Source organism: Lactobacillus sp. HMSC08B12 (assembly GCF_001808415.1).
Lineage (GTDB): Bacteria > Bacillota > Bacilli > Lactobacillales > Lactobacillaceae > Lactobacillus > Lactobacillus delbrueckii.
In genome coordinates, this window is record NZ_KV793091.1 from 1 (window position 1) to 11,495 (window position 11,495).

At 46.4% G+C, this 11,495-nt stretch carries 10 protein-coding genes, 1 pseudogene and 1 other annotated feature; of the genes and pseudogenes, 1 reads left to right on the forward strand and 10 read right to left on the reverse strand.

The window, feature by feature from the left end; genetic code table 11:
• Positions 1-60 precede the first annotated feature (60 nt).
• Positions 61-1,674, reverse strand: coding sequence for a peptide ABC transporter substrate-binding protein (locus HMPREF3168_RS00380; RefSeq protein WP_070487930.1), 1,614 nt, complete (start codon positions 1,672-1,674; stop codon positions 61-63).
• 378 nt (positions 1,675-2,052) lie between these two features.
• On the opposite strand from HMPREF3168_RS00380, the gene HMPREF3168_RS10885 reads away from it, so the two are divergent.
• Positions 2,053-2,175 carry a hypothetical protein gene (locus HMPREF3168_RS10885; RefSeq protein ID WP_256388588.1) on the forward strand — a complete coding sequence of 41 codons (123 nt, stop codon included), beginning with the start codon at positions 2,053-2,055 and terminating at the stop codon, positions 2,173-2,175.
• 70 nt (positions 2,176-2,245) lie between these two features.
• Here the strand turns inward: HMPREF3168_RS10885 and HMPREF3168_RS00385 are convergent, their stop codons facing one another.
• The 9 genes and pseudogenes from HMPREF3168_RS00385 to rplJ all read right to left on the reverse strand — a co-directional run bounded on the left by HMPREF3168_RS00385 (position 2,246) and on the right by rplJ (position 11,054).
• Positions 2,246-3,109: an ROK family protein gene (locus HMPREF3168_RS00385; RefSeq protein WP_129335555.1), complete on the reverse strand. Its 864-nt coding sequence runs from the start codon at positions 3,107-3,109 to the stop codon at positions 2,246-2,248.
• Between the two features lie 166 nt (positions 3,110-3,275).
• Positions 3,276-4,387, reverse strand: a pseudogene (locus tag HMPREF3168_RS00390) (ABC transporter ATP-binding protein).
• 15 nt (positions 4,388-4,402) lie between these two features.
• A complete protein-coding gene (locus HMPREF3168_RS00395) occupies positions 4,403-5,683 on the reverse strand; it encodes a glycoside hydrolase family 32 protein (RefSeq protein WP_003613880.1) in 1,281 nt (426 codons plus the stop codon).
• The gene (locus HMPREF3168_RS00400) at positions 5,683-6,528 is read right to left on the reverse strand and encodes a carbohydrate ABC transporter permease (RefSeq protein WP_035175288.1); all 846 of its coding nucleotides are present in this window, start codon (positions 6,526-6,528) and stop codon (positions 5,683-5,685) included. Before HMPREF3168_RS00400 ends, HMPREF3168_RS00395 begins: the two co-directional genes overlap by 1 nt.
• Positions 6,521-7,402 carry a carbohydrate ABC transporter permease gene (locus HMPREF3168_RS00405; RefSeq protein ID WP_003613916.1) on the reverse strand — a complete coding sequence of 294 codons (882 nt, stop codon included), beginning with the start codon at positions 7,400-7,402 and terminating at the stop codon, positions 6,521-6,523. The genes HMPREF3168_RS00400 and HMPREF3168_RS00405 overlap by 8 nt, the downstream gene beginning before the upstream one ends.
• Positions 7,403-7,446: 44 nt before the next feature.
• Positions 7,447-8,739, reverse strand: coding sequence for an ABC transporter substrate-binding protein (locus tag HMPREF3168_RS00410; protein ID WP_003613913.1), 1,293 nt, complete (start codon positions 8,737-8,739; stop codon positions 7,447-7,449).
• A 193-nt stretch (positions 8,740-8,932) separates the two neighbouring features.
• Entirely contained in the window at positions 8,933-9,946 is a 1,014-nt protein-coding gene (locus tag HMPREF3168_RS00415) for a LacI family DNA-binding transcriptional regulator (RefSeq protein ID WP_003613887.1), read from the reverse strand.
• Between the two features lie 180 nt (positions 9,947-10,126).
• Positions 10,127-10,492 carry a 50S ribosomal protein L7/L12 gene (rplL, locus tag HMPREF3168_RS00420; RefSeq protein ID WP_002876509.1) on the reverse strand — a complete coding sequence of 122 codons (366 nt, stop codon included), beginning with the start codon at positions 10,490-10,492 and terminating at the stop codon, positions 10,127-10,129.
• Positions 10,493-10,544: 52 nt separating this feature from the next.
• Positions 10,545-11,054 (reverse strand): 50S ribosomal protein L10, encoded by a 510-nt coding sequence (rplJ, locus tag HMPREF3168_RS00425; RefSeq protein WP_070487931.1) that lies wholly within the window; start codon positions 11,052-11,054, stop codon positions 10,545-10,547.
• Positions 11,055-11,087: 33 nt separating this feature from the next.
• Positions 11,088-11,217 (reverse strand) — a sequence feature (ribosomal protein L10 leader region).
• Between the last annotated feature and the right edge of the window lie 278 nt (positions 11,218-11,495).

Consider the following 11,495-nt stretch of genomic DNA (forward strand, 5'->3'; position numbering starts at 1 on the left):
CAATGTCTTAACTTAATGACATTGCCCAGCGGTCCCACTTTTTTCTGTGTTTCTGAATTACTAATTAGCGATGTAGGCATACTTGAAGTTGTAGTAGGCGCCGGCACTGTTGTAGATAATGCCCTTGACCTTGCTCTTGATCATCCAGGCCTTGTTGGCTTGAGTTAAAGGAGTTACCCCCTGGTTGACCATCAAGATGTTTTCAGTCTTGGCCAAAAGCTTCATGCGGGCCTCCCCGGAACTGGTCTTAGATGCCGCGATCAGCTTGTCGTATTCCTTGTTGCTCCAGCTCCCGTAGTTGTAGGAGTTACCAGTCGTTTCACAGTCCAGGAAGGAGATCGGGTCAGCGTAGTCGGCGATCCAGCCGGACAAGGTGCATTCAAAGTTGCCGGCCAGGACCCGGTTGAGCTTGGTCTTGGAAGGGATGCTCTGCACCTTGTCGCCAAAAGCAGTTTCCAGCTGGCTCTGGACGAATTCCGCCAGTTTCTTGGAAGTATCGTCGTCAGAAGCCAAAAGGCTAAAGGGCAATTTGCTCAAGCCCTCTTCCTTCAAGCCCTTTTCGAAGTACTGCTTGGCCAGCTGCTTATTGTAGCTGGTGTACTTTTTAGCCTCGCTGCTGGCGGCCAGCTTGGTGAAGTCCTCACCGTTGACAGTAGTCAAGCCGCTGGAAGTAAAGGTCGTCGCTGCCTTGTAGGTGGCCCCTAATGTCTTGGACAGGCTGGACTGGTTGATGGCCATGGAGATCCCCCGGCGGAGGTTAGTACTCTTAAACTTGCTGTACTTCTTCAAGTTGAACTGGAGGTACTGGGTGTTGGCCACTTTTCTGATCGTGTAGCCCTTGGACTTGGTCAATTGCTTGGAGGCTTGGGCGTCCAGGATGGTCCCGTCCAATTTTCCTGCCTGGTAGAGGTTGTAGGCAGTTGACGGAGACTTTTGGACAGAGTAGTTGATCTGGGTCAGCTTGACATCCTTCTTGTCCCAGTAGTACTTGTTCTTGACCAGCTTCCAAGAGAGGTTGGAGCCAGTCCAGCCCTTGTGCACGAATGGGCCATTGTAGACCATGTATTTAGAAGCGGTCCCGTACTTGGACCCGTACTTCTTGACTGCCTGTTCATTTTGCGGGAAGAAAAGCGGGAAGGCCATCAAGAGCTTGAAGTATGGGATCTTCCACTCTAAGCTGACAACCAGCTTGTACTTGCCCACGGCTTTGATGCCCAGGGTGGAAGCCTTTTTCTTACCGGCGACGATCGCGTCAGCGTTTTTAATCCCGGAAAAAAGATAAGAGTATTCTGACGCGGTCTTGGGGTCAACCGTCCGCTTCCAGGAGTAGACAAAGTCCTTGGCGGTCAGGGCCTGGCCGTTGGACCATTTGGCATTCTTGCGAATATTAAAGGTCCAGGTCTTGCCATCTTTAGAAACGGTTGCCTTGCTTGCCAGGGCGTTTTTCACCTTGGCATTGTTGCCCAGGGTGTAGAGGCCCTCCATGACTTGGTTGACCTGGTTGAAAGAAACGTCGTCCATGATCTTGGACACGTCGATGGTGGACAGTTCCGCCTCTTCCATCCAGTTCAGCTTTTGATTGGCCGCGGTCTTGCTGGAACTTGCCCCGCAGGCAGCCAAGAGGGTTGACGTCATGACGGCCAGACCGCCCAGGATATTTTTGCTCTTTTTCATTTATTTTTTGCCTCAAATCAAACCAGACTGGTTCAAGGACGCGCGGTGAACCAGCACTACTGCCATTATTCCTAAACCTGCATGTCGCCTGTAGTTTCTCTCCTGATTCATCGCTTGTCACGCTCCTTTTATTGAGGTATAAATTAAGCTTTAAGTTTTTTTTCATTCTATCAGCTAGGGCGGAAATTGCACGCATCTTTTTGTGAAAAAACATTTTTTAGCAAAAAGGGCAGAAATAATGATAGTAAAATAGAAATAATCCAAGTAGTATTATCTGTAAGTAAATCGTAGTTTGACAAGTAGAGAGAATTAATAAATGACGACACGCGACAAATTGCTGGCAGAGAACTGGATAAAGAAAAAATCCGCTATTACATCATGCAGGACTTTCTCTATCTGAAGGACTATGCGGCTGGCAACGTCCACCTAATTGACATCTTCGTCGCCTGCTCCCGCTATGAGACTGACTTCTGGCAGATGGCCTGGGAGCAGAAGCAGTAGCAGACAATACTTTAAATAACGTAAAAAACGCGCCTGTGGAAATCCACAAGCGCGTTCTTTATTCTTGTCTCTACTTAAGCAGGTTCTTGGCCAATTCAAAATTGCCCAAGGTTGCCGAGCCGTTATTCGCAACCGCCGGCCGCACAATTAATTCATCGAGGTCTGGCGTTGCAACATAGTTGTTGTTGAATTTGGCAAAAAATTCCCGCACGCCTTCAAGATCAGCTTCATTTAAGACTGATCCGCCGACCACCATCACATCTGGCCGGGTGATTAAGTAGGCATTGAACAGGCACTGGGCAACATAGTATTGCACATAAGTGAAGACCTTGTCGCTCCGGTCCAGCTTTTCGCCCCTAATTCCCGTTCTGCCTTCCAGGCTTGGGCCGGCTGCCATCCCTTCCACGCAGGCGCCATGGAATGGACAGTGACCTTCATAGTCATCGCCTGGGTAACGGACAACTGGCATATGCCCCATTTCCGGGTGGTTGTTATAGCCGATAAAGTGGCCATTTTGGATAATACCGCCACCAATACCCGTCCCGATCGTGATGTACAGGTAGGTCTTTTCATTTTCCCGGCCGCGGGCAACATATTCCCCGTAGCAAGAGCCATTAACGTCTGAAGTCAGGTAAACAGGGATGCCGAGTTCCCGTTCAAAAGTCCCCCTCAAATCAGTCATCGACCAGCCTGGCTTTGGCGTCTTCAGAATATAGCCATTAGTCTTGGAGTTTGGGTTAATATCGACCGGGCCAAAAGAAGCGATGCTCAAAACTGCTACTGGATGTTTCTTAAAGAATTCCACGCTCTTTTGCAGGGTCTCTTCCGGACTAGTGGTTGGAATCCGGCCCTCGGCCACAATCTTGCCATCTTCATCAGCGGCCTCCAGAACAAACTTGGTCCCGCCAGCTTCAATGCTGCCAACTAAAGTCATTTTTTGCCTCATTTCTAATTGCATTCTCTACGTATTCTTAATCGTTGCTTCTTTAAAGCAAAAGGCCCCGGAGGGCCTTTTTAATTTGAACTTGTCTGCAGATAGTGTTTGTTGTACTGAGTTTGAATTGTTTGATGTTTTTAGGAGAAAATATTGAGTTAACTGCTTATTTCAAGTCCAAATTTGCTTCAGTTTCAGAATCGAAGAAGTGAGCCTGTTCATGTCAAAGCCCAGCTGGATTGTTTCGCCTGGCTTGACATAGTCGCGGGAGTCGACCTTGCAAATGACTTCCATGTCCCCGATCTTCGTGTAGAGCTGGGTTTCAGCCCCGAGCAGTTCAGAAACCGTGACTTCCGCGGTCACAACGTTGTCAGGGAAGGTTTCCAGGAACATCTGCTCTGAGTGAATGTCTTCGGGTCTGATACCCATGATCAGTTCCTTGCCAGCGTAGCCCTTGTCTTGCAGCATCTTCAAGCGCCCTTCTGGTAAGGTCAGCTTTAAGCTGCCATCTTTAGCAATAACTTGATTGCCGCGCAGGGTAACCTTGGTAAAGTTCATGGCCGGGGAGCCGATGAAGCCGCCGACAAAGACATTGACTGGGTTGTTGTAAACTTCCTTCGGGCTGCCGACTTGCTGGATCTTCCCGTCCTTCAAGATGACGATCCGGTCAGCCAGGGTCATGGCTTCAGTCTGGTCGTGCGTAACATAAATGGTAGTCGTCTTCAGCTTGCGGTGAATCTTGGCAATTTCTGCCCGCATTGAGACCCGCAGCTTGGCGTCCAAGTTTGACAAAGGTTCGTCCATCAAGAAGATTGGCGCGTCACGGACGATTGCCCGTCCCAAGGCAACCCGCTGTCTTTGCCCACCAGACAAGTCAGCTGGCTTGCGCTTGAGGTATTCTTCCAAGCCCAAGATCTGGGCTGCTTCATGAATCTTCTTGTCAATGACATCCTTAGGCATTTTTCTGATCTTCAAGCCAAAAGCCATGTTGTCATAAACTGACATGTGCGGATAAAGAGCGTAGTTCTGGAAGACCATGGCAATGTCGCGGTCCTTAGACGGAATGTCATTCATCACCTTGCCGCCGATCTTCAATTTCCCCTTGCTGATGTCTTCCAAACCCGCGATCATCCGCAAGGTAGTTGACTTCCCACAGCCGGAAGGCCCAACGAAGACGATGAATTCTTCATCATTGATATGCAAATTGAAGTCAGTGACGGAGTACTTTTCCGCCTTGTCATATTTCTTGTAGACGTGTTCTAAGTCGATTTGTACCATTGTTACTCTTCCTTGCTATTTCCAGATTGCTTGCTCTATGCCGTAGATGAAGGTAAAAAGACTCAAAGTCTGCTTTTTAGCAAACAATTCTAAACATGAATTGTCAAAATTCAAGTCCAGCTGATCACCTATTGCCGATAGCTGGTATTTTCTTTGATAAATTGGAGAAATCACCTTAACCTGGTAGTTATCTGCCAAGCGGTTAATTTCAATGCGGCCATTAGCCCCAATCAAAGTCAGCTTCTTGCCTGGTTTGAAGTCATCCAAGTGGTAGCTGCCGTTCACAACTCTTTCGCCAAATTGCTTCCAGTCCGTAACCGGCGTTTGCACGAGTTCTCCATTTTCCAGGCTGAGCTGGCGAGGCAGCCCCATCATCCCATTCCAGGCATGACCAGTGTCTGCCAAATAATCAGCTTGATCCACGCTTCTGAGCCAAGGAATCATGATCCGGTTGCCATTTTTGTCCAAGAAGGACTGTGAAGCGTAGAAATCTGGGCCAGCATCGTAAAGTTCATGCTTAAGCGGGGTAAGCTCGCCTTTTTCCCAATCCATTTCACCTTTGACGATGTTGACTGTACTGTAGTGGTCATCACCATAGATCGTGCTGAAAGCCAGAAATGCTTGACCGTCAATTTCAAAATAGTCAGGGCATTCAGTCATCCGGCCCATGTAAGGTTGATCCTTCAAGATTGCGGACACATATTCCCAGTTGACCAGGTCAGTTGACTTGAAAAGCAGGACCTGCCCCCGGCCATCGACAGCTCCGGCGACAACTAAGTAATAGCTGCCATCATGTTCGAAAACTTTCGGATCCCGGAAATCTGCCGCTGCTAAGCCACTAGGGCCATCTGCTGCCGTTAAGACTGGGTTGCCTGGGTGTTTTTGGAAATTCAAGCCATCGTCTGAATAAGCCAGGCACTGGGTCTCATCAATCGTGCCATCGTCCGCTACGTGATGAGCAGTGTAGACCAAGTACAAGCGATCGTCTTTGACGATAGCTGACCCAGAGAAAACGCCGCCTTTAGCTTCATAGTCCTGGTCTGGCTCCAAAGCCTCGCCCAAGTCCTCCCAGTGCTTTAAATCTTTGCTGCGGGCATGATACCAGTGCATGGTATCCCAGTGGCCAGAATATGGATTGTGCTGGCAAAAGAGGTGGTACCAGCCTTTATAGTAGATCAGGCCATTAGGGTCGTTAATCCAGCCAACTGGGGCCGTAAAGTGCTGGTCTGGCCGAAAGGGATCGTGTTGGAGAGTGCGAATTTGGTGATAAATATATTGATTTGCATTCATAGTCATTATTTGTCACCGTTACCTGCTGAACCTAAGCCTCGTACCAAGTACTTTTGCGCGAGGATGTAGATCAAAACCAGTGGAATCGTTGAAATAGTCAAGATTGCCATTACCTGGTTCTGGTAAACTGGTTGAGTTACGTTTACGTTAGTAATTGCCACTTGTAAAGGGAACTGACTGGAATCATTTAGGACTATCAGCGGCCAAACATAGTCGTTCCAGCTACCGATAAAGGCCAGAGTACCAACAGTAGCAATTGTTGGCTTGGCCATTGGTAAGAGGATGCTCCAAAAGATCCGGAAGCTCCCTGCCCCTTCCATAGATGCCGCTTCGCTAACGCTTTCTGGAATTGCTTCGAAAGCATTCTTAAACATGTAGATATAGAAAGGACTTGACACCCCAGGCAGAACTACAGCCAGGATAGTGTTTAAAAGGCCCAGGTTCTTCACAATTTGGAATTGCTGAATAATCAAGGTTGCCCCTGGAATAACCATCATGGCAATCAAAATGCTAAACAGAATCTTGTTGCCAGTGAACTTGAACTTAGCAAAGCCATAGCCAGCCAAGCCATTGATAATCAATGATCCTGCTGTCAAGCACAGAGCATAGGTAATTGAGTTCAAAATGAAGTGAATAATTGGAAAGCGTTTGAACAGTTGCACATACGCACCGAACCATTCATGAACATTTGCAGATGGCAGGAAGGCCTTCCAGCTAGTAATGTTTTTGTAAATTTCTGCCTCGCTCTTCATGGATGAAGCAATCATCCAAACCAGCGGGAACAAGAAGAATAAGGCAATTAGAGTAATTAGGACTGTTGTCCAAATTATATGAAATTTCTTTCTACTCATCTTTTTGTGCTCTCCCTTCAACCTTTCTTTGAATGATCGTGAAGAAGATGATGACAATCCCGTAGATGACACTCATCGCTGAGGCCAGGCCCAGTTGCCGGTCCGTAAAGCCAGTCCGGTAAATGTAGTAGATTGGAGTCATCGTTGCATTGTCAGGTCCACCTTGAGTCATAATCATTGACTGAGTAATCAAGTTCAAAGCGGAAATCAAGGTGGTCGTCATGATCATCATCGTTGTCGGCCGCAGGGATGGCATGGTAATGTGGCGGAATCTTTGCCAGGCATTGGCACCATCAAGTTCAGCTGCTTCATAAAGGCTGTGAGGAATATCTTGCAAGCCCGCTAGGAAGATCAGCATTTGGTAGCCAGCCCCCTGCCAGGCAGAAATCCCAATGATGACAAACATGGCCTGTTTAGGTGAAGTGAGCAGCGGCTGCGGGCTGATGTGCAACAAACCCAACATGCTGTTTAATAGCCCTTGGTCAGGGTTAACGATGTACATCCATAAAACCGCGGTAACCGTTAAAGAAACCACATTTGGCGCAAAGAATGAGATCTTGAAAAACATGTTGCCCGGCCGTTGCTTGTTGACAATCAAAGCAAGGCCTAAGGCCATCCCCAATTGAATTGGAATAATGAAGACCACGAATTGCAGAATATTCCGCAGACTCTTCAAAAAGACAGGATCTTTCAAAGTCTGCAGGTAGTTTTGTAAGCCGACAAACTTTTTTAATCCCGGTGTCAGCATGTTGTAATCAGTAAATGAGTAATTGATCGACATGCAGAATGGGATGATCAAGAATGTCAGCAAAAGCAGCATCGCTGGCAGGACATAGAGCCAGCCAACCTGCTTGTGCCACCCCTTTTGATTCATTTTATTGCCTCTTCTAAAAATTGCTCTCTTCTTTAGCTAAAAAACTAGTTCTTTTGGTCCAGGTACTTCTGCATAACCTTTGCTTGCTTGTTCAACAGGCTTTGAACGTCAGTATTCGGCTTGTAGGTCGCATCTTGCATCGTTTCAGCAAAAGTTCTGGTGATCTGCGGGTAGTTAACGATAACTGGACGGGCGTGACCACTTTGCTGGTTTTGCTTGATAAAGAACTTGGTTGCTTCGTCAGCATCCTTCAGCATCAGCTTGGAAGTTGACTTACGAGCTGGCAGGACTGTGTTGGCCATGTCAGTCCGGTAGCTGGCCTTGGTGCCGGCCAGGTAGTTGACTAAAGCCCCGGCAGCCTTCTTGTTCTTAGCTTGTGATGACATTGCGTATTGCCATGAGCCAGTTGGTGAAACCAGCTTCTTAGTCTTCGGTGAAACTGGGTAAGGCAGAACGCCCCAGTCAAGGCTCTTGTATTGGGTCTTCAGAGTTTGCACTTCCCAAGTCCCAGTCATCAACATCGCGTACTTGCCAGTTTCAAAACCCTTGTCCTTCGGGCTGACGGTTGTGTACTTGTTCTTGACTAAACTTTGTACGAACTTGAAAGCTGAAGCAGTTTCTTTAGAGTTGAAGTAGCCGATCGCTTTAGTGCCAGCCTTATTGGTGATGTCACCGCCAGCTGACCAAACAAATGGAGCCAGTGAGTAAAGTGACATTTCTGAGTGGTCGCTCAAGCTCATGTCCAAGATCGGTGACTTATACTTATCGTGCAGCTTCTTGCAAATAGCGTTAAACTGATCCCAAGTCCATGGTTTGTTAAGAGTTGGCAATTCTGAATTACTGATGCCAGCTGCCTTAAACATCTTTTTGTTGTAGTAAAAGCCAATACTTGATTCTGAATATCCAACCGCGTAGAGCTTGCCCTTGTAAGTCCCTTGGTCCTTGATAGTTGACAGGATATCATCCTTGTTAGTAATGTATTGACCAACTGGCTGAATAATCTTGGCGTTGGCATAAGCCGCCGTATTAGGTCCATCCAAAGTCAAAACATCTGGCAAGCTGCCGGAGTTGACCGCGGCGTTCAGCTTGTCTTCATAACCGCCACCTGAACCTGACCGCGGAATGTATTTAACAGTCGCATGATAACCATGCTTGTTGGTCTTGTTGAAATCCTTAATGTTCTTGGCGAGTGCCTTGCCTTCCGGGTCAGTATTTGAGAAGTGAACCCACATAGTAATGTCTTTGCTGTTGCTGTCACTTGATCCTTTACCACAGGCCGTCAAGCTCAATCCTGCCAAAGCAGCAACCGTCATTACGCCAATTTTCCAATGCTTCATGATTTTTCCTCCTATGCATTTTGAAACGTTTCAATTAAGCCTCTAAAAAAATGCCCTATCAGGCCACCTTCGTCTAAACTGAAACGTTTCAATTTACATCTATTACTATAGCAGCGCTTTCATTTTATGTCAAGCGCTTTCTAAAAAATAAATATTATTTTCCTAGTGATATTTTTATCGAAGACGCCAACGCTTATCCCATTGGATTTTTTAGCAAGTCAATCTGGCTGTGATTATTTTTGGTCGTGAAGCCTTCAACGAACTTGATCGGAAAAAATATGTGCTTTTCCTTCATCTGGGGGTCATTCAGCTTGCCCAAAGCCAGTTTTACGGCTCCCTCAGCCATCTCCTGAAGAGGTTGAGCGATTGTCGAGACTGGCAAGCGCTGCGAATCAGTCATCCGCATTCCATCATAGCCGATCAATTGCACATCATCTGGCACTCTCAGCTTATTAGCCACGCACCAACGCCAAACGTCATAGAGTAAAGTGTCAGTATTGCAAAAAATGCCATCAATTTCCGGATGCTGGCTAAATAGCTGATCCAACAGAGGGAAAAAGCTTTCCACTGGCTCCAGTTCATGAATAGCCAAAATCGGCAAATCACGTTCTTTTAGATAGTCACAAAATCCCTCATATCGCCTGGTAGTATCATTTGGATACTGGTTGTAACTGCCGACAAAAGCCAAATGCTTGGCCCCGTGCTTAAGCAGTTCACTTGTCGCCAGCCGCCCCCCCTCATAATTTTGGCTAGCCACGTATGAGACTCTTTGTTTATAGTAGCGGTCAATTGAGATAAAGGGGAGCTGAGAATCGATGTACTTATCGATATCACCGTAAGTAATGCCGATTATTGCATCAATTTTATTTTCACGGACCATTTGAATGTAAGCCAATTCCCGGTCAGGATCATCGTCATAATCGCAGAGCAGCATTTTATAGCCTTGCTTGGCAAGGGCTTTTTCGACATGATATGCAAATTCCGCGTTAAAAGAGTTCCATATTGTCGGCACCATCAACGCCACCGTATAAGACCGGTTCAGCTTCATTCCCCGGGCATACTGGTCTGGCACATAGTTCAATTTTTCGATTGCCGCTTTGACCTTTTCCAAGGTAGCCGGCTTGATCCCGGCCGCATGATTGATTACGCGCGAAACGGTGCCTAAGCTGACTCCTGCTTCACGGGCAACGTCTTTCATCGTCGCCATATTCCGCCTCCATTATTCTTTGTTAGTTATCTTTTGCCTTATTTTTATTACACTGCTTTAATTTATAGCACACTTTTTTTAATTGTGTACAGGGCCCTGGTAAAAAAGCCAAACGAAAAACGCGCCTGTGGATATCCACAAACGCGTTCTTCGTTAATAATTAATGCCCGAAGGCCGCAATTATTTAAGGGTAACAGTTGCGCCAACTTCTTCAAGCTTAGCCTTAAGTTCGTTAGCTTCGTCTTCTGACAAGCCTTCCTTAAGAACAACTGGAGCACCGTCAACAGTCTTCTTAGCGTCCAGCAAGCTTGCGCCAGTAACTTCCTTAACGATCTTGATAACCTTAACCTTTTCAGTACCTGCTGAAGTCAATTCAACGTCGAAGCTTGACTTAGCTTCTTCAGCACCACCAGCGGCACCAGCAGCAGCTACAGGAGCAGCAGCAGTAACGCCGAATTCTTCTTCGATAGCGTGTACAAGGTCGTTCAATTCAAGAATTGAAGCACCCTTCAATTGTTCAATGATGTTAGCAGTATCCAAAGCCATTGTAATATCCTCCGAAAATATGGAATTTAATATCTAGTTTAAAATGACCAGACTATTCAGCTGATTCTTCCTTTGATTCAGCGACAGCCTTAACAACGTATGCAAAGTTGCGTACAGGTGCTTGCAATACAGAAAGAAGCATTGAAAGCAGACCTTCGCGACCTGGAATTGCAGCCAGTTCTTCGACTTGTTCCTTGGTAGCAACTTGACCTTCAAGTGCACCACCCTTAATTTCAACAACGTCGAACTTCTTAGCGTAGTCAGCAGCGATCCGGGCAGGTGCAGTAACATTGTCTTCATCATCAGTGTAGATCACAGCTGATGGGCCAACGAATACTGATGCCAAATCTTCCAAGCCGGCTTGAGCAACAGCGCGGCGAAGGTAAGTGTTCTTGACAACCTTCATCTTGGCGTTGCTTTCACGCAATTCTGCACGGAACGCAGTAACTTGGTCAACAGTCAAGCCAAGGTAGTTGATAACTACGATGGACTTAGCTGACTTAAGTTCTTCTGCAAATTCCTCAACGAATTTTGCCTTAGCAGCGATAGTAGCTTGACTCAAAATTATTCACCTCCATAAAATTTTGTAAAATTCTACAAGGCCTAAAAAACTCCATGCCAAGAAAGACATGGAGAGTTTAATAATCTTCATTATCTTCTGGCCTCGGTGGGATTGTATTGAGGCTTTACGCCACCCACGTCTTAGGTTAGAAATTTACTTTACCTAGATTACCATCTGAAACAAGATCTGTCAAACCTTTTTCGCCACTTTTTGCAAAAATCTGCTAAAATTTACTGTAATGACTTTTAGGAGCATAATACTAGTGGCAAAAAACGTACTTAAAGTGTTTGATTATATGTAAGAGTTAGCAGCTAGGTACTAAGCCGAATCAACGTAGAGAAATCTAGGATTTTGCTTTAAGAATAGAGCACAGCTTTCACCCACATTTCAGAAACGTATGTTTGGAAATCTGTAGGAATACGTGCTAAAATATTCCTCGAA

Excerpts from the sequence above, each read along its gene's own strand:
- HMPREF3168_RS00385 (WP_129335555.1), bottom strand. The coding sequence starts at position 3,109 with ATGACTTTAGTTGGCAGCATTGAAGCTGGCGGGACCAAGTTTGTTCTG.
- HMPREF3168_RS00405 (WP_003613916.1), bottom strand. The coding sequence starts at position 7,402 with ATGAATCAAAAGGGGTGGCACAAGCAGGTTGGCTGGCTCTATGTCCTG.
- HMPREF3168_RS10885 (WP_256388588.1), top strand. The coding sequence starts at position 2,053 with ATGCAGGACTTTCTCTATCTGAAGGACTATGCGGCTGGCAACGTCCAC.
- HMPREF3168_RS00395 (WP_003613880.1), bottom strand. The coding sequence starts at position 5,683 with ATGACTATGAATGCAAATCAATATATTTATCACCAAATTCGCACTCTC.
- HMPREF3168_RS00410 (WP_003613913.1), bottom strand. The coding sequence starts at position 8,739 with ATGAAGCATTGGAAAATTGGCGTAATGACGGTTGCTGCTTTGGCAGGA.
- rplL (WP_002876509.1), bottom strand. The coding sequence starts at position 10,492 with ATGGCTTTGGATACTGCTAACATCATTGAACAATTGAAGGGTGCTTCA.
- HMPREF3168_RS00380 (WP_070487930.1), bottom strand. The coding sequence starts at position 1,674 with ATGAAAAAGAGCAAAAATATCCTGGGCGGTCTGGCCGTCATGACGTCA.
- HMPREF3168_RS00400 (WP_035175288.1), bottom strand. The coding sequence starts at position 6,528 with ATGAGTAGAAAGAAATTTCATATAATTTGGACAACAGTCCTAATTACT.
- HMPREF3168_RS00415 (WP_003613887.1), bottom strand. The coding sequence starts at position 9,946 with ATGGCGACGATGAAAGACGTTGCCCGTGAAGCAGGAGTCAGCTTAGGC.